This window comes from Ideonella dechloratans, from assembly GCF_021049305.1.
In the GTDB taxonomy this organism is placed as follows: Bacteria; Pseudomonadota; Gammaproteobacteria; order Burkholderiales; family Burkholderiaceae_C; genus Ideonella; species Ideonella dechloratans.
Genome location: NZ_CP088081.1, coordinates 189,344 through 215,666, shown reverse-complemented (window position 1 = coordinate 215,666; position 26,323 = coordinate 189,344). Strand labels below are relative to the sequence as shown.

The window sequence follows — 26,323 nt, the reverse complement described above, 5'->3', positions numbered from 1 at the left end:
TGGTCAGACGCTAGCTTACCTGCCCGGCGGCGGCGGCGCGCTCAGCGCCGGTCCAGCAGCATGGCGTCGCCGTAGCTGAAGAAGCGGTAGCGCGCCTCGATGGCGTGACGGTAGAGCGCCATGATGTGGTCGTGGCCGGCAAAGGCGCTCACCAGCATCATCAGCGTGCTCTTGGGCAGGTGGAAGTTGGTCACCAGCCGGTCCACCACCCGGAAGCGGAAGCCCGGGGTGATGAAGATGTCGGTCTCGCCGTGGCAGGCCCGGTCCAGGCCCTCGCGGCTGCCGGTTTGCACCGCGGCCGATTCCAGGGCCCGCAGCGTGGTGGTGCCCACCGAGACGATGCGCCCGCCCGCGGCCCGGGTGCGGGCGATGGCGTCCACCGTGGCCTGCGGCACCTCGAACCACTCGCTGTGCATCTTGTGCTCGGCGATGTTCTCGGTGCGCACCGGCTGGAAGGTGCCGGCGCCCACGTGCAGGGTGACCTGGGTGCGCTCGATGCCGCGCGCGGCCAGCGCGGCCAGCACGCCTTCGTCAAAGTGCAGGGCGGCCGTGGGGGCGGCCACCGCGCCCGGGCGGGCGGCGAAGACGGTCTGGTAGCGGGTCTCGTCCTCCGGCGCGTCGTCGTGCGTGATGTAGGGCGGCAGCGGCACATGGCCGAAGGCCTCCAGCAGGGCGAAGGGGTCGCCCGGCACGCGCAGGTGGAACAGGGCGTTGTCCGGCCCGGCGCGGCCGATCACCTCGGCCTCGAAGCCTTCGCCGCGGTCGGTGCCCAGGCGCACGGTGCTGCCGGGCTTGGGCGACTTGCTGGCGCGCACATGGGCCAGCAGCTCACCGGGCCCGCCCGGCGGGGTGGGCAGCACGCGCTCGACCAGGGCTTCGACGCTGCCGCCGGTGGCCTTCTCGCCATGCAGGCGGGCCTTGAGCACCCGGGTGTCGTTGAAGACCAGCAGGTCGCCGGGCTGGAGCAGGCCGGGCAGTTCGCGGAAGACCCGGTCCACCGGGCGGTCGCCGCGGCCATCAAGCAGGCGGGCGGCGCTGCGCTCGGCGGCGGGCTGCTGCGCGATCAGTTCGGGAGGGAGGGGGAAATCAAAATCGGCCAGGGTGAAGGCCGAGGCACCCTGAGACGAGGGCGCGGGCGAGGGAGACACAGACATGGCTTGCAGGCTTGACCGGCCTTCAAGTGTTGGACAAGCGCGAATTGTCCCATGTGCGCCAAGCCCCTTCGGGGCCTGGGCCTCAGCCTGCGTGGGCGGCCGCGGCGGGCGTGGGGGTGGCCGGCGTGGCCGCCGCCGCGGCACTGGCGTCGGAGCGGTCCCAGGCCCAGGCCAGGGCCAGGGCCAGCAACAGCACCATCGACAACCAGAACATCAAGCGACCAAAGACCCGCAGCGCGGCGACCATGCACATCCATTTCTGCAGCGGCGCGTTCCATGTCCCGCTGTTGGGCTGTGGATTGTCACCGCAGGACATGCACCCAGGAGAGCACGACATCCCGCAAGGTGAAAAAAAGTGTCAGCGGCTGTGGCGGCCGGGCCGCATCCCGGCGCTGCGGCGAGAATTCCTGCATGCCTGACGCCCGCGCCACGGCCCGCTCTGCGCCTGCCGCCGCCCCTGCTGCTGCCCCGGCCACCGACAAATCCCGCTCGGGGCCGGCCCGCGCCCTGGAGCGCCTGGGCCTGACCACACCCCTGGCCCTGGCCCTGCACCTGCCCCTGCGCTACGAGGACGAGACCCGCCTGACCCCGCTGCGCGAGGGCCGGCTGGGCCTGCCGCTGCAGACCGAGGGCGTGGTGACCGAATCCAAGGTGGAGCTGCGCCCGCGCCGCCAGCTGGTGGTGCGGCTGCAGGACGACGCTGGCGATGAGCTGGTGCTGCGCTTCATCCACTTCTACCCCTCGCACCAGAAGACGCTGGCCCCCGGCGCGCGGGTGCGGGTGCGCGGCGAGCTGCGCGGCGGCTTCTTCGGCCGCGAGATGGTGCACCCCACCTTCAAGGCGGTGCAGGACGGCACGCCGCTGGCGGCCTCGCTCACCCCCGTTTATCCCAGCACCGCCCAGCTGCCGCAGGCCTATCTGCGCAAGGCGGTGGCCGCCGGCCTGGGCCGCGCGCCGCTGGACGAGGTGCTGCCCGCCGGCAGCGTGCCCGCGGGCCTGCCCACGCTGCGCGATGCGCTGCACTTCCTGCACCATCCGCCGCCCAAGGCCCAGCTGGCCACGCTGGAAGACCACAGCCACCCCGCCTGGCAGCGCCTGAAGTTCGAGGAGCTGCTGGCCCAGCAGCTCTCGCAGATGCAGTCGCGCCGCGAGCGGGCCCTGCTGGCCGCCCCCGCCCTGCCCGCCCGGCCCGGCGGTCTGCACGAGCGCTTGCTGGCCCAGCTGCCCTGGGGCCTGACCCGGGCCCAGCACCGGGTGTGCGAGGAGATTGCCACCGACCTGGCCCAGCCCCAGCCCATGCACCGCCTGCTGCAGGGCGATGTGGGCGCGGGCAAGACGGTGGTGGCCGCGCTGTGCGCCGCCATCGCCATGGACCAGGGCTGGCAGTGCGCGCTGATGGCGCCCACCGAGATCCTGGCCGAACAGCACTTTGCCAAGCTGGTGCAGTGGCTGGAGCCGCTGGGCATCACCGTGGCCTGGCTGACCGGCAGCCGCAAGGGCAAGGCGCGCCAGGCCATGCTGGCCAAGGTGGCCAGCGGCGAGGCCCTGCTGGTGGTGGGCACGCACGCGGTGATCCAGGACGACGTGGTGTTCTCCAAGCTGGGCCTGGCCATCGTGGACGAGCAGCACCGCTTCGGCGTGGCGCAACGGCTGGAGCTGCGGCGCAAGCTGCGCGCGCAGACCGACGACGGCCGGCCGCTGGAGCCGCACCTGCTGATGATGAGCGCCACGCCCATCCCGCGCACCCTGGCCATGACCTACTACGCCGACCTGGAGGTCTCCACCATCGACGAGCTGCCGCCCGGGCGCACACCCATCGTCACCAAGGTGTTCGCCGACAGCCGGCGCCACGAGGTGATGGAGCGCATCGGCGAGGAGGTGGCGCGCGGCCGGCAGGTCTACTGGGTCTGCCCGCTGATCGAGGAAAGCGAGAACGACGACAACAGCCGCGGCACGCCGCTGTCGGAGCTGAGCAATGCCACCGCCACCCGCGAGGACCTGGCCCAGGCCCTGCCCGGCGTGGAGGTGGGCCTGCTGCACGGGCGCATGCCGCCGGCCGAGAAGGCCGCGGTGATGGCGCGCTTCTCGGCCGGCGCGCTGCAGGTGCTGGTGGCCACCACGGTGATCGAGGTGGGCGTGGATGTGCCCAATGCCAGCCTGATGGTGATCGAGCATGCCGAGCGCTTCGGCCTGGCCCAGCTGCACCAGCTGCGCGGCCGGGTGGGCCGCGGCAGCGTGGCCAGCGTCTGCGTGCTGCTCTACGGCACGCCGCTGTCGGACAGCGGCAAGCAGCGCCTGAAGGCCATGGTGGAGACCACCGACGGCTTCGAGATCGCCCGGCGCGACCTGGAGATCCGCGGCCCCGGCGAGTTCATGGGCGCACGCCAGTCGGGCGACGCCCTGTTGCGTTTTGCCGACCTGGCCGAAGACGCACCGCTGCTGGCGCGCGCGCGCAGCCTGGCCAGCCAGCTGCTGGACCGCCACCCGGCCGCCGCACGGGCCCAGGTGGCGCGCTGGCTGGGGCAAAAGGCCGAGTTCCTGAAAGCCTGAGACCCCGGAACCCGCCCCCGGCCCCGGCCCCGGATAGGGGGGAGGGTTTCCACCGAACTCCGGTTACCGCCCCTCACACCTCCCTGTCATGTCTGACAGGTATCCCCCAAATTGGGGGATACCTGGGCCCTGTCACGCCTCTGACACTCCGCTTCGGCCCGCCCCCGTGATCCGGGGATCGGCGCCGAAGCACACAACACAACCCACACCCACCCACAAGGACATTCACTCCATGAAGACCTTTGCACTGCGCGCCGTGGCCGCCGCCGCTCTGGCGCTGTCGCTGGGCGCTCCCGCCTTCGCAGCCGCCCCGTCCGCCGATCACCCGGCCGTCCAGCGCGCCCTGGCCCACCTGGGCGGCGTGGCCTTCCAGAAGGCCCACGGCACCGGCCGCGACGGCTTCGTCGCCCGCGATCTGGTGGTCGACGCCGACGGTGCCGAACATGTGCGCTTTGACCGCACCTTCGCCGGCCTGCGGGTGATCGGCGGCGACCTGGTGGTGCACAGCCGTGGCGACGGCAGCTTCCGCGGCGTCAGCCAGACCCTGCGCGACCTGATCCAGATCGACCTGAAGCCGGTGGTGTTCGCCCAGGCCGCCCAGCGTGAAGCCCTGGCCCAGTTCGGCGCCAAGAACGGCGCCGTGCAATCGGCCGAACTGGTGGTGTATGCCCGCGAGGGCAAGCCCCAGCTGGCCTGGGACGTGCGCGTCAACGGCGTGCGCGAGGATGGCACCCCCAGCGAGGCCCACCTGATCGTGGCCGCGACCGACAAGGTGCTGCTGGACCGCTGGGACGACATCCAGACCATCGACGACGTGGGCACCGGCAAGACCCTGTACTCGGGCAACGTGAGCCTGCACGACCAGCTCAGCGGCTCGACCTACACCCTCAAGGACAGCACCCGCGGCAACCACTACGTGGTGTCGATGAACAACGGTACCAGCACCGAGACGACCTACACCGCCACCGACAACATCTGGGGCAACAACGCCGAGTCCAGCAGCGAGACCGTCGCCGCCGACGCCGCCTACGGTCAGAACATGACCTGGGACTACTACCTGAACACCTTCGGCCGCAACGGCATCGCCAACGACGGCGCCGGTGCCCGCTCGCGCGTGCACTACAGCAGCAACTACGACAACGCCTACTGGAGCGACAGCTGCTTCTGCATGACCTACGGCGACGGCAGCACCCTGAACCCGCTGGTGTCGCTGGACGTGGCCGGCCACGAGATGACCCACGGCGTGACCTCGCGCACCGCCAACCTGACCTACTCGCGTGAGTCCGGCGGCCTGAACGAGGCGACCTCGGACATCATGGGCACGATGGTGGAGTACTACGCCAACAACGCCAGCGACACGCCCGACTACCTGATCGGCGAGGAGCTCTACAACACCACCGGCAAGGCGCTGCGCTACATGTACCAGCCCAGCAAGGACGGCGCCTCGGCCGACTGCTGGTACACCGGTCTGAAGCGTCTGGACGTGCACTACTCCTCCGGCCCGGCCAACCACTTCTACTACATGCTGGCCGAAGGCACGACCGCGGGCTCCCCGTCCAAGACCTGCAAGAGCGGCAACACCAAGACCGCCACCGGCACCGGCACCCTGGTGGGCATCGGCCGCGACAAGGCCGCCAAGATCTGGTACCGCGCGCTGACCGTCTACATGACTTCCAGCACCAACTACGCGGCCGCCCGCGCCGCCACCATCAGCGCCGCCACCGACCTCTACGGCGCCGCCTCGACCGAAGTGGCCGCCGTCAAGGCCGCCTGGTCGGCCATCCTGGTCAACTGAGGTCGGCAGCGCCCGCCCCGCGTCGGACCCACCGGTCCGACGCCCTGCAGCCCGTGCTCCGCAGCGATGCGGACACGGGCTGTTTCTCTTGACCTGCGGTCATGCTGCTGCAAGGGTTCTCCGCACCCCCTGTGGTAGGGATGGCCCGACCCCAGGGGGGGGAACACACTGTTTTGTGCGCCTGCCACGAGCGGGCGACCGGCTTCCGCCCGCTCCTGCGTCGAGCGCTGCGGCCCCTCTTTCCTCACTCACATCCACACCATGAAACCCACCGCCCTGCACCTGGCCGCCCTGGCCGCCCTGACCATGGCCCTGGCTCCTGCCGCCCAGGCAGCCCGTCCCGCCGCCGACAGCCCCGCCGTGGCCCGTGCCCTGGCCCACCTGAAGTCGCAGTCCGGCCTGGTGGCCGGCCAGGACGGCTTCGTCGCGCGTGACCTGGTGGTCGATGCCGACGGCAGCGAGCATGTGCGCTTCGACCGCACCTTCCGCGGCCTGCGTGTGCTGGGTGGTGACCTGGTGGTGCACGGCGATGCCCGTGGCGCCCTGCACGGCATGAGCCGCAGCTTCGACGGCGCCCTGTCGCTGTCGACCCAGCCCAAGCTGAGCGGCGACGGTGCCGCCAGCTTCGCCAAGGGCCGCTTCGAACATGCCGGCGCCAAGGTCGAGAGCAAGGAGCTGGTGGTCTTCGCCCGCCACGGCCAGCCGCAGCTGGCCTGGGAAGTGCTGGTGACCGGCACCCGTGCCGACCAGACCCCGAGCCGCATGCACTTCATCGTCAGCGCCGCCAGCAAGACCCTGCTGGACCGCTGGGACGAGATCGAGAACACCGATGCCCTGGTCACCGGCAAGACCCTGTTCAGCGGCACCGAGACCCTGCATGCCGACAAGAACTCGCGTGGCGTCTACACCCTGGTGGACGCGACCCGCGGCGGCCACAAGGTGGTCAACATGAAGAACACCACCTACCGTCAGGTGGCGGTGAAGAGCTCGACGGCCACTTTCGGCAACGGCACCCTGAGCGACACCAACACGGTGGCCGCCGACGCGGCCTACGGCCAGAACGAGACCTGGGACTACTACAAGAACACCTTCGGCCGCAACGGCATCGCCGACGACGGCAACGGCGCCTACTCGCGCGTCCACTATGGCCGCAACTACGTCAACGCCTTCTGGAGCGACAGCTGCTTCTGCATGACCTACGGCGACGGCGACAACGGCAAGAACTACTACCCGCTGGTGGCCCTGGACGTGGCCGGCCACGAGATGACCCACGGCGTGACCTCGCGCACCGCCAACCTGACCTACTCGGGCGAATCCGGCGGCCTGAACGAGGCCACCTCGGACATCATGGGCACGATGGTGGAGTACTACGCCAACAACACCAATGACACCCCGGACTACCTGATCGGCGAGGAAATCTTCGTCCAGCCGGGCAACTACATCCGCAACATGGTGCAGCCCAGCACCGACGGCGCCTCCTCGGACTGCTGGTACTCCGGCGTGGGCAACCTGGACGTGCACTACTCCTCCGGCCCGGCCAACCACTTCTACTACATGCTGGCCGAAGGCACGAGCAACGGCTCGCCGTCCAAGACCTGCGTGAGCGGCAACACCAGGACCGCCACCGGCACCGGCAGCGTCACCGGCGTCGGCCGCGACAAGGCCGCCAAGATCTGGTACCGCGCGCTGACCGTCTACATGACTTCCAGCACCAACTACGCGGCCGCCCGCGCCGCCACCATCAGCGCCGCCACCGACCTGTACGGCTCGGCTTCGGCCGAGCTGGCCTCGGTCAAGGCCGCCTGGTCCGCCATCAATGTGAACTGAGTCCCGGACCTGTTCCCGGAGGGCCCCGCCCTCCGTTCTCGACGCCGCGGCCCATCCGCGGCGTTTTCTTTGGTGGCCGTGCGGTGCCCGGCCGGGATTGCACAATGCGGCCATGACCCTGACCGAACTGCGCTACATCGTTGCCGTCGCCCGCGAGCGGCATTTCGGCCGCGCGGCCGAGGCCTGCCACGTCTCCCAGCCGACCCTGTCGGTGGCCATCAAGAAGCTGGAGGAGGAGCTCGACGTCAAGATCTTCGAGCGCGGCAGCAACGAGGTGAGCCTGACCCCGCTGGGCGAGGCCATCGTGCGCCAGGCCCAGGGCGTGATCGAGCAGGCCCAGGGCATCCGCGAGATCGCCCAGCGCGGCAAGGACCCGCTGGCCGGCCCGCTGCGGCTGGGCATCATCTACACGATCGGGCCCTACCTTCTGCCGGAGCTGGTGCGCCATGCCATCGACATGACGCCCCAGATGCCGCTGATCCTGCAGGAGAACTTCACCGTCAAGCTGCTGGACATGCTGCGCACCGGCGAACTGGACTGCGCCATCATGGCCGAGCCCTTCCCCGACACCGGCCTGGCCATCGCGCCGCTGTACGACGAGCCCTTCCTGGTGGCCGTGCCCGCCCAGCACCCGCTGGCCCAGCGCAAGACCATCAGCTCCGAGGAGCTCAAGCGCGAGACCATGCTGCTGCTGGGCACCGGCCACTGCTTCCGCGACCATGTGCTGGAGGTCTGCCCCGAGTTCGCCCGCTTCTCCAGCGACACCGAGGGCATCAAGAAGAGCTTCGAGGGCTCCTCGCTGGAAACCATCAAGCACATGGTGGCCTCGGGCATGGGCGTGACCGTGGTGCCCCAGCTGTCCGTGCCGCGCGAGCCGCAGCCGCACCTCGTCTTCGTGCCCTTTGCGGCGCCGGTGCCCTCGCGCCGCGTGGTGCTGGCCTGGCGGCGCAGCTTCACCCGCTACGAGGCCATCGCCGCCCTGCGCAACGCCATCTACGCCTGCGAGCTGCCCGGCGTGGCACGCCTGACCGCCTGAGCCCTGGGCCGGGGGCTATCGCCGCCATCAAGCTATTGAATTGGATCGATTGATACGGTGTGACTATTCTTCTGCCCATGGCCCGCTTCGGGCCGATCCAGGAGAACCGCCATGCCCCGCATCCCCCGCCGCCCTTCCCCCATCGTGCCGACGATCCAAGTGTCCGGACACACCGCCCCGCTGAGCTGGCGCCAGGTGCTGGGCCTGGGGATCGCCATGGTCGGCAGCGGCCTGTGGCTGGTCCCGATGGTCCACGGCATGGCCGCCACCTGAGCGCAGAGGCGGCCGCGGCCCCACAATGAGGCCAGATCAACCCCGCCGCCCTGCCATGAGCGACTTCCCGAGCGACATTTACACCGAGCCCCGCGACATCGACCTGAACACGCTGGCCAACCTGGGACCCCTGGCCCCGATGGCCGGCATCTGGCAGGGCGAGCGCGGCCTGGACGTCAAACCCAAGGCCGAGGGCCCCAAGAAGCAGGCCTATGTGGAACGCATCGAGCTGCAGCCGATCGACCCGCAGACCAACGGTCCGCAGCTGCTCTACGGCCTGCGCTACCACACGCACATCACCAAGCCCGACCAGGTCAAGACCTACCACGAGCAGGTGGGCTACTGGCTGTGGGAACCGGCCACCGGCGCGGTGATCCACACCCTGACCATCCCGCGCGGCCAGACCGCTCTGGCCGGCGGCACGGCCGCGCCCGACGCCACCAGCTTCGAGCTGGTGGCCACCCAGGGCCTGGACACCTTCGGCATCTGCTCGGCCCCCTTCCTGGATGTGGCCTTCAAGACCACCGAGTTCCGCATCAAGGTGACGGTGAACGCCGACGGCAGCTGGGGCTACGAGGAAGACACGGTGCTGCAGATCCGCGGCCAGGCCGAGCCCTTCCACCACACCGACCGCAATCTGCTGCACAAGATCGGCGAGCCCACGCCCAACCCGCTGTGGCGGGCCCAGCTGGCGAAGGCTTGACACGGGCCGGATAATGGCGGGTTTCGCCCTCTGCCGAGCCCGCCATGTCCGCCGAACTCGCCGAACAGGTCCGCCGCCGCCGGACCTTCGCCATCATCTCCCACCCTGACGCGGGCAAGACCACGCTGACGGAAAAGCTGCTGCTGTTCTCCGGCGCGATCCAGATCGCCGGCTCGGTGAAGGCGCGCAAGGCCAGCCGGCACGCCACGTCGGACTGGATGGAGATCGAAAAGCAGCGCGGCATCTCGGTGGCCTCCTCCGTCATGCAGATGGAGTACCGCGACTGCACCATCAACCTGCTGGACACCCCGGGCCACCAGGACTTCTCGGAAGACACCTACCGCGTGCTGACGGCGGTGGACGCGGCGCTGATGGTGATCGATGCGGCCAACGGCGTGGAGCCGCAAACCCGGCGCCTGCTGCAGGTCTGCCGGGCCCGCAACACGCCCATCCTCACCTTCGTCAACAAGATGGACCGTGAGGTGAAGGACCCGCTGGCCCTGATGGACGAGATCGAGGCCGAGCTGGGCATGACGGTGGTGCCCTTCACCTGGCCGGTGGGCATGGCCAAGTTCTTCGGCGGCGTGCTGGACCTGCGCAAGGACCAGATGCGCGTGTTCTCGCCGGGCGAGGACCGCGTGGCCGGCACCGAGGAGATCATCGAGGGCATTGCCAACCCGGTGCTGTCCGAGCGCTTCGGCGACGTCTACGAGCAGGCCGCCGGCGAAATCGAGCTGGTGCGCGAAGCCGCGCCGGCCTTCGACGAGGCCGAGTTCCTGGCCGGCCGCCAGACGCCGATGTTCTTCGGCTCGGCCGTCAACAACTTCGGTGTGCAGGAGGTGCTGGACGCGCTGGTCGATCTGGCCCCGCCCCCGGGCCCGCGCCCGGCGATCCAGCGCACGGTGAACCCGGACGAGTCCAAGTTCACCGGTGTGGTCTTCAAGATCCAGGCCAACATGGACCCGGCGCACCGCGACCGCATCGCCTTCCTGCGCGTGGCCTCGGGCAAGTTCGAGCGCGGCATGAACATGAAGGTGGTGCGCAGCGGCAAGACCCTGCGGCCCAACACCGTGGTCACCTTCATGAGCCAGAAGCGCGAGCTGCTGGACGAGGCCTATGCCGGCGACATCATCGGCATCCCCAACCACGGCGTGCTGCAGCTGGGCGACACCCTGACCGAAGGCGAAACCCTGCAGTTCACCGGCCTGCCCTTCTTCGCCCCCGAGCTGTTCCGCTCGGTGGAAGTGGCCGACCCGCTCAAGACCAAGCAGCTGCGCGCCGGCCTGACCCAGCTGGGCGAGGAAGGCGCGATCCAGGTCTTCCGCCCCATGGCCGGCAGCGTGCTGCTGCTGGGCGCGGTCGGTCAGCTGCAGTTCGAGGTGGTGGCCCACCGCCTGGAGCACGAGTACGGCGTGAAGGCCCGCATCATGCCCGCGCGCTTCAACGTGGCCCGCTGGGTGACCTGCGACGAGGCCGACGGCGGCGAGAAGGAGCTCAAGCGCTTCATCGACGGCAACAGCCACCGCATGGCGCTGGACGCGGTGGATGCGCCCACGCTGCTGCTGGAGTACGCCGGCGAGCTGCGCGCCATCCAGGAGAACTGGCCGAAGATCAAGTTCCACGCCCTGCGCGAGCACGCGGGCCTGGTGTTCCAGCAGCGCATGGGGGACTGAGCCGCCTGACGGTGCGCGTCCGTTGGGGCCGCGCGCTGTTGTGCGCCCTCAGTGACCTCAGCAGCCCCCGGCCTGGCGCTTGCCGGTGAACACCAGTCGAAGCGCGACGTCCGGCCCCGGCACAGCCTCACCCGAGGACGTGACGGCATTGCCCTTGGACTGCAGGTCCAAGCGGTACTGCTCGGCGCCGTAACTGCCCTGCGCCGTGCCCTTCTGGTGGCCGCCGCCCGGGGTGGTACAGGCAAAGTCGCTGTGCAGTTGCCCCCCGCCGATGACGGTGTTGCTGGACTGGCACGACCAAGGGCCGCTCGACTGGAAGGAATGCTGCAGCGCCCGGTCCAGGTCGATGCCCGGATCGCCCGCTCGCACGCAGGAGGTCCCACCATCGCGGGTCGGCAAGGGCTGGCCATTGACCCAGGTCTGGCGCTGCTGGGTCCAGGTCCCCGGCGCGAGGCGCAAGGTCTCCGCCTGCGCGGCCAGACCTAGCGCACAGGACAGCGCAGCCACGGCGCAGGGGAAGGAGGTCTTCATCAGAGGTGCATCCTGTGTTGGCTCGAGCGCGGCGTTGCGCGGCTCAGGACATCAGATCCAGCGCCATGCCGGGCTGCAGGCCCAGCCGCCGCGCCGCGCCGGGGCGCAAACGCAGCGCCGAGGTGGCCTGGCGGCAGCGCAGCAGGGTCCAGGGTCGAACCCGGGACGCCACTTCCAGCACCACGCCGTCGGCCCGCAGGAACACGACATCCACCGGGCCGCGGGCCCCGAAGGTGTGCACCCAGCGGGCCGGGCGCAGCCAGCTGCCGCAGATGACCCCGGCCTGCCCGCGACCGGCGCGGGCCCAGGGCCACAGCAGGCGCTGCAGCCGGCCCAGGCGGGCGACCTCTCGCCGGGTGGGCTGGCCATCGATGCAGAGTTGGATGCGGGCGGACATGTTCGATTCCTGCGGCACCGTCGTGTCGGCGCCGCCCTGATAGCTTAGGGCCTCCCAGGTCAGCAGGGTGTATCAGGCATGTAATCCGCCCCACAAAGCGCGACGGCCGCGGGCCTTGGCCCCGTCAGGGCGCGGGGTTGCAGGCCCACTCGGTGCCGGCTTCGGCGAAGGCGAAGCTGACGAAGGGTGCCCCGGGCCCGATGCTGCGCTCGACCTGGAAGTTGGCGCCGTTGAGCCATTCCACGCTGCCGTTGACCTGCTGGTCGGCAACATGGCTGCCCAGGGACACCATGCTCAGCGCCCCGCCCGGGGCCTGCCAGGGCAGGGTGCGGCCGTTGAGCACCAGGGCCGTGCCCGACACCTTGAAACTGGCCTCGCTGTCCTTTCCGCCCGAGCGACGGCCGGCGTGGCAACGGCCCTTCACGGTCCGACCGCCGGTGTCGTAGAGCTCGGCGAACAGCGCCGCCGCAGACTCCGGCTGGGCCACGATGCGGGCCCCGCGCACATCCAGGTCGCCACAGCTGCGGCCCTGCGTCACATTGCCCGAGCCGCGCCCGATCTCGATGCTGGCCTGGCGGAAGCTGTCGTCGGTGCTGGCCAGGCGGGCCATGCGGTCGCCCGCGCTGATGTCCAGGTAGAACTGGCGGGCCTTGAGGTCCAGGGTGAAGCCCAACTCGCCCGCCGGGTCGAACAGGGCGGCCCGCTCGGGCCCCACCACCACCTGGCCATCGGGCGTGATGCGCAGGTCACCCGCGGCCGCGGGACGCCCGTCCTGGTTGGGCTGCTCGTAACAGCTGGAGCTGGCATAGCGGCCCGCGAACAGGGCCGCCACGCGCTGCTTGAGCAGGGCCGGGTTCTCGGCCAGGCTGGCCGCCGACGCGACGGCCGAGGCCGACAGCAGGGCCAGCGCGCACAGGCCGCGGCGGCGGACGACGGAGGAAACAGACGGGGAGATCATCACAACTCCTTGAACGCATCAGGCGCCGCCAGGCTGACATGCCGGCCGGGACCCAGTCCCAGGGCCTGCGCCAGACCTTCGCGCAGCTCCAGCACCGCATGGGCGCCACGGCAGCCGGCCATGCGCCAGGGCCGCAGGCGCGGCACGACCTTGAGCACCACGCCATCGCGGCCGACGAACACGATGTCGATGGTCAGGCGCATGCCGAAGGTGTGGATCGACGCACAGGGCGCCAGCCACAGGCCGCTGGGACGCGCCAATTGTGTCGTGGCCAGCAGGCCGATGGCCCGCCGCCACCAGCGGTCGGCCAGGCGGATGTCCTCGTTCGTGGGCTGGCCGTCCAGCCGCAGGCGGGCCAGCGTCACAGGCCCGAACCCATGAACTTCATCACGATGGGAAAGCCCAGCACGATGAAGGTGCAGGGGAAGATGAAGAGGATCAGCGGACCCAGCATCTTCACCGGCGCCTCCATGGCCAGCTTCTCGGCCCGCTGGAAGCGTTCGATGCGGCGCTGGTCGCTCTGGGCCCGCAGGATGGGGCCCAGGCTGGAGCCCATCAGCTCGCCCTGCACCAGCGCGCTGACCAGGCTGGAGATGGGTGCGTAGTCCAGGCGATCGGCCAGCTCGCGCAGGGCCTCCACCCGCGGGCGCCCGGCGCGCACGTCGCGCAGCACGCGGTTGATCTCGACGATCAGCGGGCTGGGCTTGCAGTTGTCCACCGCCTTCTGCATGGCCCCGGTGAGGTTCAGGCCGGCCTCGATCGACAGCGTGACGATGTCCAGGAAGAAGGGCAGGGCCTTGAGGATCTCCAGGTTGCGCTTCTTGGTGTGGTCGCTGAGCCAGATGTCCGGGTACATGTAGCCCAGCGCAGCCCCCAGCAGAATGCCCAACAGCGTCGTGCCCTCGCCCGAGAAGTACCAGCCCAGCGCGCCGAAGAAGACCAGGGCCAGGATCTTGCCGGCGAAGAACTGCTGGGGCGTGAGCGCGTACTCCTGCCCGGCGCGGCGCAGGCGGGCGCGCAGCGCCTCGGCACGCCCCCCCTGCACCAGTGCGCCCACGGTGTTGGCCACGATGTTGAGCAGCGGCCAGACCCACAGGAAGGCACGTGGCGGACGGTCCCGGTAGGCCGTGTCGGCCTGTCCCAGTTCCACCACCAGGCGGTAGGCGGCATAGGCGGCCGTGGCCAGGGCCAGGCCGACCATCACGGCCACGATCAGCGAAGTGCTCATATGTCGATGGTCACGATCTTCTTGATGAAGACGCCCCCCAGCATCAGCAGCACGGCCACGGCGGCCATCACCGCCCAGCCGTAGGGCGTGACGAACAGTGGCAGCATGGCCACCGGGTCCATGATGTAGAGAATGCCCGCCAGGAACACAGGCAGCAGGCCGACGATGACCCCCTGCATCTTGCCCTGCGAGGTCAGCGCGCGGATCTTGCCCTCCATCGCCGCCTTGGCGCGCAGGGTGCTGCTCAGGCGCTCCAGGATCTCCGAGAGATTGCCCCCCACCTCCTTGGCGATGGTCATGGCCGACACGAAGAGGTCCACCTCCTCGATGTGCAGGCGCCCACCCATGCCGCGCAGGGAATCTTCCAGCGCCAGGCCCAGGCGCTGCTCGCGCAGCAGCAGGGAGAACTCCTGGGAGATGGGCGCAGGGCTCTCCTTGACCACCATGTCCAGCGCGATCTGCAGGCTGGCGCCGGCCCGCAGCGAACCGGCCATCATGGTCAGTGCATCGGGCAGCTGCTGCACCAGCTTGTCGGCACGGCGGTTGCGCATCACCACCCAGACCACCCGAGGCAGCACCGCCCCCGCCAGCGCGGCCACCACGGCGAAGAACAGCGAGCCGGTCAGCACCCAGGCCGTCAGCGGCAGCAGCAGAAAGACGACCAGGTTCAGGCGGAACAGGCGCCGCGGGTCGATGAAGAGGAACATGTCCTCCATCGACACCTTGGCGTGCTCGGTGAAGCTGGCACGCCAGCGCTCCAGCCCCAGGCGGGCGGCCACCACCAGGGCCCCCACCGCGCCCAGCACCATCAGGGCAATGAGCAAGAGCAGCCAGGTCATGATGCGCGCCGGCTCAGCTCGTCCTCGGACATGCCGTCGAAGAAGATCTTGGGGTCCAGCGGCACGCCGATGCGCGAGAGCTGGTCATAGAACTCCGGCATGAAGCCGCGGCCGGTGAAGTGGCCCTGGGTCTTGCCCTGGCGGTCCACGCCGGTCTGCTGGAAGGCGAAGACCTCCTGCAGCTGGATCTTGCCGCTCTCCACGCCGGTCACCTCGACGATGCTGGTGATCTTGCGGGTGCCGCAGGCGAAGCGGGTCTGCTGGACGATGATGTCCACGGCCGAGGCCACCTGCTCGCGGATGGCGGTGACCGGCAGCTCCATGCCGGCCATCAGCACCATCACCTCCAGACGCGCCAGCATGTCGCGGGGGCTGTTGGCGTGGGCGGTGGTCAGCGAGCCGTCGTGGCCGGTGTTCATCGCCTGCAGCATGTCCAGCGCCTCGCCGCCTCGGCACTCGCCCACCACCACGCGGTCGGGCCGCATCCGCAGCGAGTTCTTGACCAGGTCGCGGATGGTGACGCTGCCCTTGCCCTCGATGTTGGCGGGACGCGCTTCCAGCGAGACCAGGTTGGGGTGGGGCAGCTGCAGTTCGGCCGCGTCCTCGATGGTCACGATGCGCTCGCCCTCCGGAATGAAGTTTGAGAGGATGTTGAGCAGGGTGGTCTTGCCCGAGCCGGTGCCGCCCGAGATGATCATGTTCTTGCGGTGTTCCACGCACACCCGCAGGAACTCGATCATGGCCGGGCTGGCCGAGTCGAACTTCAGCAGGTCGCTGGAGTCGAGCTTGCGCTTGGAGAACTTCCGGATCGTGATCGACGGCCCCTTGAGGGCCAGCGGCGGGATCACCGCATTGACCCGCGAACCGTCCTTGAGCCGCGCGTCCACCATGGGCGAGCTCTCGTCGATGCGCCGGCCGATGGGGGTGACGATGCGCTCGATGATGCCCTGCACCGCGCGGTCGCTGGTGAAATTCACCGGCCAGCGCTGCAGGCGCCCGCTGCGCTCGACGAAGACCTCGTCGGCCCGGTTGACCATGATTTCCGTCACCGTCGGGTCGGCCAGCAGCGGCTCCAGCGGTCCCAGGCCGATGGCCTCGTCGCGCACCTCGGCCAGCAACCGGGCGCGATCCACCTGTGGCGGAATCTCGTTGCCCATGCGCTGGATCAGGTCGCGGATCAGGTCCTCGGTGAGCTGGCGCAGCGCCGCATCGTCCATGCGGTGGGTGTCGGTGCGACGCACGTCGAAGGCCTCGATCAGCCGTTCGTGCAGCGCGCGGCGCAGGCGGAAGGTCTCGTCGACCTGGGGCGTGTAGGCCGGCGTCTCCACCAGCGGCTCGGACGGTGCCGCCGCCTGCGCCGTGGCCTGCCAGCGGACCGGCGCGCCCGGGGCCCCGGGCTCTGCCGCGCTCGCTTCAGCCGGGCCTGCGGTGCCGTCCACCTTGCGCCACACCGCCCGCAAGGCATGGTTGCCGATGCGGATGGTGTCCTCATGGCCCAGGGGATGGGCCTCCTGCACGCGGGTCTCGTTGACCAGCGTACCGAAGGTGGACTCCAGGTCGCGCACGAAGAGGCGATCGTTGGAGACGAACACCTCGGCGTGGCGGCGGCTGACCCGCCAGCCGCTGAGCACCACGTGGCACTCGTTGTCCTTGCCGATCAGGCAGCGCCCGCCCTGCACCCGGGCCGGCGTGCGGTCACCGGTGGGGCTGATGAGTTCCACGGTCAGCATGGTTCAGTCCCCCGTCGCGCCGAACTCGCCCTGGGCCGGCGAGGGCTCCAGGCGCGGCTCCACCCGCTCGCGACTGCGGCGGGCCTGCTCTTCGGCGCGCTCGACGGCCTCGCGGTTGAGCGCGGACTCGGGCGTGATGACCCGCGGGGTGGCGATGATGAACAGCTCGGTCTGCTCGTTGGTGTGCTCGCGCGACTTGAACAGCGCGCTGATCAGCGGCAGGCGGGACAGGCCCGGCACGCCGTCCGAGCCGCGCTCGCTCTTCTGGCGCAGCAGGCCGGCGATGACCATGGGCTCACCCGCCTTCAGCGCCAGCTGGGTCTCGGTGCGGTTGGTGGTGAAGGCGACGTAGCCGTTGTTGGAGTTGCGGGTGTCGGGCTCGCTGACCTCGACCATGACGGCCGAATCGATGTTGCCGTTGCCATCGGCCACCGGCTTGAAGTTGATCTTGACGCCGTACTGCTTGTACTCCACCGACACCACCCCCAGGGCCTGGGCCACCGGGACCGGAATCTCGCCGCCGGCCAGGAAGTTGGACTCGGCGCCGCTGCGGCAGCTGAGCTTGGGCTCGGCCAGGGTCCAGGCGTCGCCGTTCTGCTCCAGCAGGTTGAGGGCGGAGGTGATCTGGGTGGCCAGGCCGAAATAGGTCAGCGCCGGGTTCGACGTGGTGACCGTGGGGAAGCCGTCCGCGGTGCCCGGACGCCAGGTCGTGTTGGCGTAGCCCAGCACATTGGTGGCGAAGGTGGGACCGGCGGCGCTGGACGACCACTTGATGCCCAGCTGGTCCAGGGCCTTCTTCTTGACCTCCACCACCCGCAGGTCGATCAGCACCATGCGGTCCATCTGCAGCGGATCGGCATCGGCGGGACGCTCGGGCACCAGGTTGAGTACTTGCGGGAAGCTGCCGGCCAGCAGCTTCAGGCGGGCGGCCGTCTCGCTGTTCGGGTAGCGGCCCTCCATCACGATGCGGTCGCCCACCTGGCGGGCGGTGATGCCGGGCGTCTCGGACAGCAGGGTCTTGAGGTCGGCCATCACCCGCCCGGTGCGCACGGTCTCGATGTGCACCGGGTAGGTGATCTGGCGGCCATTGCGCAGCCAGACGTGCATGTTGGTGTCGCCGGCCTCCTCGGCCAGCAGCACCACCTGCCGGTCATCGACCACGGTGGCCTTGATCAGGGCCCCGTTGCCGATGGCGATGCGCGCCACGCCGCGCAGCTGCAGGGTGGACACCTCTCCCACGGCAAGGGTCTGGATCGCCCCGTCCTCGACGTCAGGCCCGGCGCTGCGGCCCCGGGCGGGGACGCGCGCAGGCGGCAGGGTCACCTTCTGTGGCTCGATCATCGTGCCCGACGCCGCGGGACGGGGAACCACCGGAAAGCTGCTGGCGGCGGAGGCGGGGGCGGCCGGACCCTCGGCGGGGGCGGCCAGCGCCACACCCGGGCCCCAGAGGGCCGGCAGCAAGGCCCCGGCCACGAGCGCCAGGCGGGGACGGATGAGGTGGCAGGGAGACAAGGCGGAAACAGACAACACAGGGCGCTCCGGGAGACGGGTGTTCGGTGGGGGTCAGCGTGCGGCGGCCGTGGCCAGGCTGCGGGCCGCAGCTGCGGCGGCCAGGGGAGAGATCTGCGCGGTGCGGGCCTGGTGCACCTCGGCAGGCTCGGCCGATGAGCCCCCGGCGATGTACTCGATGGTGTGGCCGGTGGGGGCCGCCGCCACGCCCGAGAGCAGACCCGCAGCCGTCATGGGACGGGTGGTGTTGGGCTGACCGTCGTCTGGATGGCGCAGCACCGCGGTGAGCTGGCCGGCCGCCTTGGCGGCGATGATGCGGTCGGCGTCGAGCGGACTGACCTGCAGGGTGACGGTGGTGAAGCTGCGTTCGGTGCCCGTGCCGTCGTCGTGCTTGGTGACGGACTGGTCGGTGGCCAGCACCTGTACCTGGGACAGCAGGGGCACGGTGACGTCGCCATCTCCCGAGAGCGGTCCCTTGGCCGAGTAGATCAGGTCGATGAAGTCGCCAGGACGCAGCATGCCGGAGATGGAGTTCACCGCGTCGACCTCGAAGGTCAGGGCCCGCAGCCCCTTCTTCAGGGTGGAGGAGAACACCAGCGCGCCATTGCCCTCGGTGTGCAGGGTCAGCAGCATCTCGCCGCGGCGGATGGGGGCGGCCAGGCGCTGGCGCTCCACGCTGCCGAAGCCGTCGGGCAGCACCGCGGTCTCGGGGACGTACTCGCGCGGCACCTGCCGCACGGCCATCACGTCGGAGCTGATGGTGTCGCCCGGCGCCAGGTCACGCTTGGCCACGACCACCTCGACCGTCTGCTGGCCGCGCTTGGCCTCGGCCTCCAGCTGGGCCATCTTGTCGCGGATGAGGGTGTTGCTCAGGTAGACGGCACCACCGCCCAGGGCGATGGCCACCCCCAGCAGCAGCCAGTTGGTGTTGATCTTGAAACGAGGAATCGCCATGGAACTTCAGGGCAGGGAGAGGAAATAGGTGAGGCTTCGGAAGAAGGCGCGAATCAGGTCCGCGAGGTACTGCGCGCCGGTCTTGCCGTCGAAGAGGGTGTCGGTGGTGAACAGCGCCAGCACCAGCACCAGGGCCACCAGCACGTATTCGGTCATGGCCTGGCCCCGCTGGGCACGGCGGCCGCTGGCGCGGATGTCGCGGCTCATGGGTGGCTCCTGCGGAGCTGGTGGACGGTGACCGCCACGTCGCCGCCCGGCGTCAGCTCGGCCACGCTGACCTCGACGGAGGCACCCTGCCGGTCGAAGAAGGCCGTCCAGCCTCGGCCCTGGCCTGCGGCGGCCGGCATCTGGGCTTCCTGGGTCAGCTGGAAGCCCTGGCGCTGCCACTCGCGACGCCAGCGATCGACGTTGAGCGCAAAGCCTGCCCGGCTGGATTGCTGCACCAGCACGCTGTGCTGGCCGCTGTCCTGGCTGTCGGTGACCTGCACGATCCGGGTGTCGGCGAAGGTCGGGAAGCCGCGCGGGATGTAGTCACGCTGCAGATCCGCGAGGTTGGCCACGCTGAGCAGCCCCTCGCTGCCGCCCTGGGCGGCCGGCCGGACCTGAAGCACCAGCTGGAAAGGCGGCTGCAGGCTGGCCACCGCCTGCCAGTCGCCCTGACTCAGCGGGCGGGCGCGTGCCGGCTGCCCCGCGCCCCACAGCCGCTGGTAGTGGGCCAGCAACTCGGCCACGGAAAGCTCGCTCTGGAAGCGCTGGATGCGGGTGGGCAGGCCGTTCACGCGCAGCTCCTCGCCCACCGATGCGCCCTGGGAGCGCGGCGGCAGGGCCAGCGAGGGCCAGGTGGCGGCCTGGACGGTCCCGAGCACGCAGCTCAGGGCCAGCAGAGGCAGCAGGTGTCGGGCAGGGCGGCTCATCTCAGCGTCTCAGCGGCAGCTGTCCAGGCTCTGGCTGCCCTTGATCCGGTGGCTCGGCACCACATCGACCTTGGTGCAGCCGAACTGGAAGTCGTGTCCGCCGCCTTCGAACAGGTAGACGAAGGGGTCGATCAGCATGTTCAGCGGTTCGAGCTTGCCCGAGGGCACGATGCGCTCGACCGTCTTGGTGGTGTCGGCGATGCCGGCGGTGTTCCAGCGGTCGCCCACGGTGGCGGTGGCGGCGGCCAGCTTCAGGGGGGGCGGCGCGTCGCTGGTCTGGTCCATGCGGTTGAGCAGGGTCACCTCCAGCCGTGCGGACTTGGGCTGGGTGTAGCCCTTGCCGGTGGTGGCCTTGCCGTACTTGCCCAGCGGGGTGTCGCCGTACATCGACTCGCCGTGGAAGCTCAGCTTCACGTCATCCAGCTTGGCCAGCAGCGGCGCACCGGAGAGCGATCGCCAGTTCGAGGGCAGGGCCTCGTCCGCGCTGTAAATGGCGGCGCTGTCGTCGGACTGCAGGCGACCGCTGTGGAGCAGGTCGGTGTTGGTGAAGAAGCGCACCCGGGTCTGATCCTGCAGCTTGGCGTCGGACAGGCGCGCGGTGCTGGGCTCGATGGCCCGTTGCATGGCCGCGTAGCGGCTGGCCTGGGTGCTGGTCTGCAGCAGGTCGGCATAGCGCCCGGCATAGGTCACGGCCAGGAACAGCGGCAACAGCACCAGCAGCGCCACCAGGAACTCGGTCATGGACTGGCCCCGCTGGACGCGGGCGACGGCGGCGAAACGGTGGTGGCCCATCACTGTCCTCCCGGGGTGACCTTGGCCGCGGCGGCGGCACCGGTGGGGCTCATGCCCAGGGCCGTCATGTAGGCCAGCTTCTCGCTGTAGCTGACGTCCTGCAGCCGCGCCTGCCAATAGGGGTCGTACAGCGAGCCGTATTCCTTGGCACCGTCATGGCGCACCAGGGCGCCCGCCGTGCTGTCGCCGATGCCCGCCTGCGGACGCTCGAAGAAGACCCGGGCCTTGCCCAGGGCCGAGAGCTGCTGGCCGAGCAACTGCTCGTCCATGTCCGTGTCACCGGCCACGGAGCCCACGCTCTTGTTGACCTCCATGGTCGAAGACGTCTGCGTGGCCTTGCGCTCGCGCCGCACCGCGATCATGTAGTCCACCCCCAGGGTTTCGCGGGCCGAGGCGCTCTTGTCCGCCACGTCGTACAGGGCGGGCACGCCGCTCCAGCCGCCGTGGGCATGGCCTTCGCGGTAGGCGCGCTTCTGGGCATCCCGCCCCGGGGACCAGGTCGACCCCCGGCTGGAGGGCTTGTCCAGGTTGCCGCGCCCCCAGCCGATGGCCTCGTACTTCTTGCAGGGCAGCGGCGGCTTGCCGCACAGGCCCCAGTACCAGTACTCGTAGGTGTCCTCGGTTTCCCACCGGTCGTAGCTGACCAGGCGGGTGTCGCCGTCCTTGACGAAACCCATCAGGCCGAGGTTGAGCGTGAGCAGGGGACTGCCCGGCCGCGGGCCCCCGGTGAACTTGTCCCGGGAGGCCAGCAGCACATCGGCGGCGTCCTTGCGCTCGCTGCCGCTGTAGCGCTTGGTGAAGGCCTTCCACTTCAGGAGGTTCTGCGCGGTGGTGAAGGTCTTGACCGCAGCCCGGCTCTCCACGGACACCCCGGCATCCATGTGTGTGCCGAACTGGGCCCGGTTCGCCGCCACCAGATCGGCGGCAGCCTTGTCGGCCATCAGGCTGGCCGTGGTGGCCAGGACGCCGTGGGTGGCGGCCGTCACCTTCTTGAGCCCCTCCAGGACGACCACCTGGGCCGGAATCGCCACATCCATGGCCTTCTCGATGGCCGCGGTGACCTTCTCGACCGTGGTGAGGATGGCGGAGAGCACCTCGCCGACATAGGGGATCCACTTGGCGTAGTCCTCGATGTTGTCGGCCGTGTGGCTGAGGTACTGCATGTAGCCCTGCAGCGCGGTGGTCTGGATCATGAAGACCTCGTTCGCGATCAGCGAGCGGTTGTTGTAGGCCATCAGATTCAGGGTGCGGGCCTCCACCGTGGCCCCGGCCAGCGCGGCCGCGTCGGCGGCGTTGACGGCCTTCTGCTTGCCGTTGGTGAGCTGGCCGATGTTGTAGACCCCCCAGAGCACCGCCGCGGCCGCCGCCATCGTGCCCAGCAGCCACACCAGAGCCTGGCCACGGCTGGCCCGCGCGGACCGCAGCCCGCGCGTTTCCCGTCTTGCCTGCCTCCTGGACATATCCCACCCCACAAGCGTCGGGCCCGCCTGCCGGCGGCCCGGAAGCCCGTCTGCCCGGGCTTCCTCGGTCAAGAAAAGAATGCCGTCGACTTATTTCGTCGATGACGGTTCGGTGAAATTCTCCAGGCTGATGGTGGCATCGGCCTCGAGTTTGGTGGCTTTGCCGTCGGCCGTGGCGGATTTGTTCGCATCCTTGGCGTCGACATCGTCGCCACCCACCGCTGCGGAAATAGCCGACTGCTGATGCCGGACGGTCTTGCCGAACAGGTTGTAAACCCCGATCGCCGCAATGCCGATCAGGGCCACGATGATGATGTATTCGGTCATGCCCTGACCGGCTTGTTTCTGGCGAGATTCAAATTGCATGACATCCCCCTCACCGTTATTTCAGGCGATCAAGCAGATATTCGGAACCCGGCCCCGGAGAATCTCCAGGGCCGGTCAGACGGCCCTCAGGGGCCGGCCATCACTTCGCGTCGACGGAGTCGGTGAAGTTGGTCAGGCTCTTGGTCTTGTCGGCTTCGGTCTTGGTGGCCTTGCCGGACTTGGTGCCGTTGGAGTTGGCCGTCTTGGCTTCGGTGTCGGCGCCGCCCAGGGCCGCCGACATGCCGGCGGTCTGGTTGCGCACGGTCTTGCCGAACAGGTTGTAGACGCCGATGGCGGCCACCGCGATCAGGGCCACGATGATGATGTATTCGGTCATGCCTTGACCGCGGACGTGGCGGCGGGACACAGAGTTTGCCTTCATGCTGAAGCTCCAAAAAAGGTTGCGTTGGACACGGAACAGAATCGCAACAGCATGGACAAACAAACCCCTCCCTGCTGTCTGCAGCGGCAACCATAGCGACCCATTCAGGTGCACCACACCCCTAATCCGTGGGCACCTCTTCATTCGGTTGACATCTGGATTTCTCGAATCGAATCAAATCGTCAATGCAGGAAACAAAATGTTCCCTGAATCGCACCTCAGAAACTATTGGTTTCTCGGTTTCCGTGATTTTTCTGAAATGTACTGATTAGGGATGGCTGGGGATTCAATACCCCGCTGAGACTGTCGCGCTGGATCCCGGCCCATCGGCCGGCATGTCCTCTGGATTCAGCCGCCATGCTCCGCACCCTGTCCCGTTTCGCTTTCGCGCCCTGCCCGCCGCCGGCACAGGGGCTGCTGGCGGCTGGTTGCGGGGCCACCGTGGGCCTGGGCTGCGCCTGGCCGGTGCTCTGGCCGCTGGTGCTGTGGGCCCTGCTGGTCTGGCTGGGCCTGCTCCAGGCTGCGGCACGGCACGGCCATCGGGCGCTGCTGTTCACTGCCTTGGGCCTGTGCGCCTGGTCCCTGACCGGCCTGGGCTGGGCCGTCATCCCCGTGCGACCCGAGGCCCCCTGGCGCCCGGTGCTGCAGGCGGGCCTGCTGGTGCTGGTGCTGGCCCACCATCTGCTCTGCGCCCTGCCCGGCTGGCTGGCGGGACGCCTGCTGCTCCGTCGGGCCCCGGCAGAAAGGCAGGTCCTGCTGGCCTGGGGGCTGGCCCTGGCCTCGGCCGAGGCCTTGCGCCCCCTGGGCTGGTGGGGCCACGGCTACGGTGGGCTCGCGACCGCCCTGGTGGAGGCCCCCGGATCACGCTGCCTGCTGCCCTGGCTGTCCGGGCTGGGCTGGGCCAGCGTCTGGCTGAGCCTGTGCGTCGGGCTCACCGCGCTGGCGGGACGCGCCGGAAGAAGCCCGTTGCCCAACCTCGCCCGGCGCGCCCTGGGGGCAGCCGGCCTGCTGCTGGCTGCCGGCCTGGGGGCGTTCAGCCTGGCCGCCGACCGGAACGCGCCGACATCGTCTGGCTCCACCCCGGTCATGGCGAACGTCGACGCCGACACCGTCACGGCCCTGGCTCTGGGCACCGACCGCGACCGCGCCGCGCCGTGGACGGCGGCCGCCCGGGATGCGGCCATGGCCCGCCTGATGCACGCCCTGGCCCAGTTGCCCCCCGGGGGCGTGCTGGCCACCGCCGAAACCTACCTGCCCCAGTCGGCGCCGGAGTCGCCCATCGGCGCCTGGGGCGAGTTGCTGGCCGCGGTGGCTGCGCGGCAGGGCGATGTGCTGCTGGGCATGCCGCAGTGGGTCCGCCAGGGCGACGCCGCTGCCTATCCGGTCAACGCCGTGCTTCACCTGGCCCCCGCCCGCCAGGCGGTGTACGGCAAGGCCCGGCTGGTCCCGCTGGGCGAATACCTGCCCGACACCGCGTGGAGCCGCCCGCTGGCCCGGTGGTTCTTCGCCTCGGCGCGGGGAGAACAGCCCGCCCCCGCCACACTGCAGGCGCCGCTGTTCGTCGCGGGTCACCCGGTGGGGGTGCTGATCTGCCATGAACTCTCCCTGCCGGATCTGGCGCGGGACCGCGCCCTGGCCGGCGACTGGCTGCTGGTGGCCGCCGACGACAGCTGGGTGGGACGGGCCGACTACCTGGGGCAGATGCGCGCGTTGCTGCGCCTGCGGGCCCTGGAGACCGGCCGCCCCGTCCTGCGCGTGGCCAGTGGCGGCCCCAGCCTGCTGGCCACGCCCGACGGACAGCTGCAGCGCCAGCCGGACGGCCTGGGCGCCGCCGCGTGGCCGGTGCGCTTCCAGGCGCCGATGACGCCTGGTGCCCCGGCCCTGCGGTGGGGGCCCGGCATCGCCCTGCTGCCCTGGCTGGCGCTGCTGGCGGTCCTGTGGCGCATCGGTGGCGCCGTCCCCCGTGCCGGCGCCACCGTCCATCCTTCCCCCTTGCAGGAGTGGCCCCATGCGGACGCCTCTTGAACACCGGCGCCGGCAGAACGGCGCCAGCCTCGTGGAATTCGTGATCGTCTTCCCGATCGCGGTGCTGTTCGTGCTGACCCTGATCCAGGTCGGCTTCATCTACATGGCCAAGCTCACGCTCAACCATGCCACCTTCACCGCCGCCCGCGTCGGCTCGCTGCACAACGCCGACCCCAAGGTGATCCGCGAGGCCCTGCTCCGGGGCCTGATTCCCTTCTACCAGAACAGCCTCACCAGCGACGACGCCAAGCGGCTGCTGACGGCCTGGGGGGTCGCACAGCTGGACAACACCCCCACGCCCCTGACGCCCTGGGCCGCCCAGATCGACCGCCTCTCGCCCAACCCGGACACCTTCGCCGACTTCGGCGTCAAGGATCCGTCCACCGGCAAGGTCTACATCCCCAACGACAACCTCGAGTGGCGCAGCCTGGGCGTGGGAAGCAAGTCCAAGGTCCACATCCGCGACGCCAACCTGCTGAAGATCCGGGTGACCTACGGCTACGAGATGCACATCCCGCTGATCGGCGGGGTCATCAAGCGAATGATGTGCGGCGGCACGATCGGCCCGGAGGCCTTCGGCAACGTCAGCTTGCTGGAGTCGCTCTACGGCATCAGCCACTTCGACCTCTGCGTGCGCTATTTCATGCACAACCGCATTCCCATCGAAAGCATGGCGATCGTCGAGATGCAGTCGCCCGCCTACAAGTGAACGCCACCCCAGCCCATGCCCCTGCTCATGCCCAAGCCCACGATGAAGTCCCACCCCACCCTCCTGAGCCGTCCCCTGGCAGCGACCCTGCCGGTTGCCCTGCTGGCCCTGCTGTCCGCCTGCGGGGGCGGCGGCAATGAACTGGGTGGCGACGAGACCCTCACCCTGTCGCAGGCCGAGGTGTCCGTGACGGCCATCGGGACCTGCTACGCCGGCAATGGCCCCACGGTCTATGTCTACGGGGGCCGCCCGCCCTACACCCTGTACAACTCGCTGCCGGACGGCATGGCGCTCAGCAGCGCGCAGGTCAGCGAATCCGGGGGCAGCTTCACGATCCAGTTCAAGGGCGTGTGCATGGCCAGCATGCCCATCACCGTCTCCGACGACATGGGGCGGATCACCTCGGTGCTGGTCACCAGCGTCATGGAGGAGGACACCTCCACCACCCCGGTCCCGACGACGCCAGACCCCACCACGCCGGTCCCGACCACCGCCAGCCGCGCCGGCGGCCGCTGAAG

General features: G+C 69.8%; 27 protein-coding genes. 10 read left to right on the top strand and 17 right to left on the bottom strand.

All coding sequences use genetic code 11. The features are described 5' to 3' along the window. Nucleotides 1-41: 41 nt before the first annotated feature. Entirely contained in the window at nucleotides 42-1,154 is a 1,113-nt protein-coding gene (gene queA / locus LRM40_RS01035) for a tRNA preQ1(34) S-adenosylmethionine ribosyltransferase-isomerase QueA (RefSeq protein ID WP_151122582.1), read from the bottom strand. A gap of 82 nt (nucleotides 1,155-1,236) precedes the next feature. Beyond that, the gene (locus LRM40_RS01030) at nucleotides 1,237-1,401 is read right to left on the bottom strand and encodes a hypothetical protein (RefSeq protein ID WP_170288801.1); all 165 of its coding nucleotides are present in this window, start codon (nucleotides 1,399-1,401) and stop codon (nucleotides 1,237-1,239) included. Nucleotides 1,402-1,565: 164 nt separating this feature from the next. On the opposite strand from LRM40_RS01030, the gene recG reads away from it, so the two are divergent. The 7 genes from recG to LRM40_RS00995 all read left to right on the top strand — a co-directional run bounded on the left by recG (nucleotide 1,566) and on the right by LRM40_RS00995 (nucleotide 11,011). Next, a complete protein-coding gene (gene recG / locus LRM40_RS01025; RefSeq protein ID WP_151122580.1) occupies nucleotides 1,566-3,704 on the top strand; it encodes an ATP-dependent DNA helicase RecG in 2,139 nt (712 codons plus the stop codon). Between the two features lie 232 nt (nucleotides 3,705-3,936). Continuing rightward, nucleotides 3,937-5,499 (top strand): M4 family metallopeptidase, encoded by a 1,563-nt coding sequence (locus tag LRM40_RS01020; protein ID WP_151122579.1) that lies wholly within the window; start codon nucleotides 3,937-3,939, stop codon nucleotides 5,497-5,499. A gap of 261 nt (nucleotides 5,500-5,760) precedes the next feature. Further along, on the top strand, nucleotides 5,761-7,326 hold the full coding sequence (locus LRM40_RS01015) for a M4 family metallopeptidase (RefSeq protein ID WP_151122577.1): 1,566 nt from the start codon (nucleotides 5,761-5,763) through the stop codon (nucleotides 7,324-7,326). 112 nt (nucleotides 7,327-7,438) lie between these two features. Beyond that, nucleotides 7,439-8,362, top strand: a complete 924-nt coding sequence (locus LRM40_RS01010) for a LysR substrate-binding domain-containing protein (RefSeq protein ID WP_151122575.1) — start codon at nucleotides 7,439-7,441, stop codon at nucleotides 8,360-8,362. A 111-nt stretch (nucleotides 8,363-8,473) separates the two neighbouring features. Continuing rightward, nucleotides 8,474-8,635, top strand: a complete 162-nt coding sequence (locus LRM40_RS01005; RefSeq protein WP_170288799.1) for a hypothetical protein — start codon at nucleotides 8,474-8,476, stop codon at nucleotides 8,633-8,635. Between the two features lie 55 nt (nucleotides 8,636-8,690). Further along, nucleotides 8,691-9,338: an FABP family protein gene (locus LRM40_RS01000; protein WP_151122573.1), complete on the top strand. Its 648-nt coding sequence runs from the start codon at nucleotides 8,691-8,693 to the stop codon at nucleotides 9,336-9,338. Nucleotides 9,339-9,382: 44 nt separating this feature from the next. Beyond that, nucleotides 9,383-11,011 carry a peptide chain release factor 3 gene (locus LRM40_RS00995; protein ID WP_151122572.1) on the top strand — a complete coding sequence of 543 codons (1,629 nt, stop codon included), beginning with the start codon at nucleotides 9,383-9,385 and terminating at the stop codon, nucleotides 11,009-11,011. Between the two features lie 57 nt (nucleotides 11,012-11,068). Here LRM40_RS00995 and LRM40_RS00990 read toward each other — a convergent pair whose 3' ends face one another. The 15 genes from LRM40_RS00990 to LRM40_RS00920 form a co-directional block, all read right to left on the bottom strand. Continuing rightward, nucleotides 11,069-11,542, bottom strand: coding sequence for a DUF3617 domain-containing protein (locus LRM40_RS00990; protein WP_151122570.1), 474 nt, complete (start codon nucleotides 11,540-11,542; stop codon nucleotides 11,069-11,071). A 43-nt stretch (nucleotides 11,543-11,585) separates the two neighbouring features. Next, entirely contained in the window at nucleotides 11,586-11,939 is a 354-nt protein-coding gene (locus LRM40_RS00985; protein ID WP_151122568.1) for a DUF192 domain-containing protein, read from the bottom strand. A gap of 124 nt (nucleotides 11,940-12,063) precedes the next feature. After that, the gene (locus LRM40_RS00980; protein ID WP_151122567.1) at nucleotides 12,064-12,897 is read right to left on the bottom strand and encodes a hypothetical protein; all 834 of its coding nucleotides are present in this window, start codon (nucleotides 12,895-12,897) and stop codon (nucleotides 12,064-12,066) included. Then, a complete protein-coding gene (locus tag LRM40_RS00975; RefSeq protein ID WP_211372927.1) occupies nucleotides 12,897-13,262 on the bottom strand; it encodes a DUF192 domain-containing protein in 366 nt (121 codons plus the stop codon). Before LRM40_RS00975 ends, LRM40_RS00980 begins: the two co-directional genes overlap by 1 nt. Beyond that, on the bottom strand, nucleotides 13,259-14,125 hold the full coding sequence (locus LRM40_RS00970) for a type II secretion system F family protein (protein WP_151122565.1): 867 nt from the start codon (nucleotides 14,123-14,125) through the stop codon (nucleotides 13,259-13,261). Before LRM40_RS00970 ends, LRM40_RS00975 begins: the two co-directional genes overlap by 4 nt. Further along, a complete protein-coding gene (locus tag LRM40_RS00965; protein ID WP_151122564.1) occupies nucleotides 14,122-14,964 on the bottom strand; it encodes a type II secretion system F family protein in 843 nt (280 codons plus the stop codon). The genes LRM40_RS00970 and LRM40_RS00965 overlap by 4 nt, the downstream gene beginning before the upstream one ends. Next, nucleotides 14,961-16,694 carry a TadA family conjugal transfer-associated ATPase gene (locus LRM40_RS00960; protein ID WP_151122562.1) on the bottom strand — a complete coding sequence of 578 codons (1,734 nt, stop codon included), beginning with the start codon at nucleotides 16,692-16,694 and terminating at the stop codon, nucleotides 14,961-14,963. The genes LRM40_RS00965 and LRM40_RS00960 overlap by 4 nt, the downstream gene beginning before the upstream one ends. 3 nt (nucleotides 16,695-16,697) lie before the next feature. Then, nucleotides 16,698-18,224, bottom strand: a complete 1,527-nt coding sequence (locus LRM40_RS00955; RefSeq protein WP_151122560.1) for a type II and III secretion system protein family protein — start codon at nucleotides 18,222-18,224, stop codon at nucleotides 16,698-16,700. Nucleotides 18,225-18,257: 33 nt separating this feature from the next. After that, the gene (gene cpaB / locus LRM40_RS00950; protein ID WP_151122558.1) at nucleotides 18,258-19,157 is read right to left on the bottom strand and encodes a Flp pilus assembly protein CpaB; all 900 of its coding nucleotides are present in this window, start codon (nucleotides 19,155-19,157) and stop codon (nucleotides 18,258-18,260) included. Between the two features lie 6 nt (nucleotides 19,158-19,163). Continuing rightward, a complete protein-coding gene (locus LRM40_RS00945) occupies nucleotides 19,164-19,364 on the bottom strand; it encodes a hypothetical protein (RefSeq protein WP_151122556.1) in 201 nt (66 codons plus the stop codon). Beyond that, complete coding sequence (locus LRM40_RS00940; RefSeq protein ID WP_151122555.1) at nucleotides 19,361-20,071, bottom strand: hypothetical protein; 711 nt, start codon at nucleotides 20,069-20,071, stop codon at nucleotides 19,361-19,363. Before LRM40_RS00940 ends, LRM40_RS00945 begins: the two co-directional genes overlap by 4 nt. 9 nt (nucleotides 20,072-20,080) lie before the next feature. After that, nucleotides 20,081-20,863, bottom strand: a complete 783-nt coding sequence (locus LRM40_RS00935) for a hypothetical protein (RefSeq protein ID WP_151122553.1) — start codon at nucleotides 20,861-20,863, stop codon at nucleotides 20,081-20,083. Then, complete coding sequence (locus tag LRM40_RS00930; RefSeq protein ID WP_170288798.1) at nucleotides 20,863-22,251, bottom strand: pilus assembly protein TadG-related protein; 1,389 nt, start codon at nucleotides 22,249-22,251, stop codon at nucleotides 20,863-20,865. Before LRM40_RS00930 ends, LRM40_RS00935 begins: the two co-directional genes overlap by 1 nt. Nucleotides 22,252-22,413: 162 nt before the next feature. Then, nucleotides 22,414-22,689, bottom strand: coding sequence for a Flp family type IVb pilin (locus LRM40_RS00925; RefSeq protein WP_211372926.1), 276 nt, complete (start codon nucleotides 22,687-22,689; stop codon nucleotides 22,414-22,416). A gap of 100 nt (nucleotides 22,690-22,789) precedes the next feature. Beyond that, nucleotides 22,790-23,071: a Flp family type IVb pilin gene (locus LRM40_RS00920; protein ID WP_151122549.1), complete on the bottom strand. Its 282-nt coding sequence runs from the start codon at nucleotides 23,069-23,071 to the stop codon at nucleotides 22,790-22,792. Nucleotides 23,072-23,428: 357 nt separating this feature from the next. On the opposite strand from LRM40_RS00920, the gene LRM40_RS00915 reads away from it, so the two are divergent. From LRM40_RS00915 to LRM40_RS00905, 3 genes are read left to right on the top strand one after another with little or no spacing between them, the layout of a single operon-like run. After that, entirely contained in the window at nucleotides 23,429-25,096 is a 1,668-nt protein-coding gene (locus LRM40_RS00915) for a nitrilase-related carbon-nitrogen hydrolase (protein WP_151122548.1), read from the top strand. Then, entirely contained in the window at nucleotides 25,080-25,805 is a 726-nt protein-coding gene (locus LRM40_RS00910; RefSeq protein ID WP_151122546.1) for a TadE/TadG family type IV pilus assembly protein, read from the top strand. Before LRM40_RS00915 ends, LRM40_RS00910 begins: the two co-directional genes overlap by 17 nt. Before the next feature lie 15 nt (nucleotides 25,806-25,820). Beyond that, nucleotides 25,821-26,321: a hypothetical protein gene (locus LRM40_RS00905; RefSeq protein ID WP_151122544.1), complete on the top strand. Its 501-nt coding sequence runs from the start codon at nucleotides 25,821-25,823 to the stop codon at nucleotides 26,319-26,321. Nucleotides 26,322-26,323: the final 2 nt, after the last annotated feature.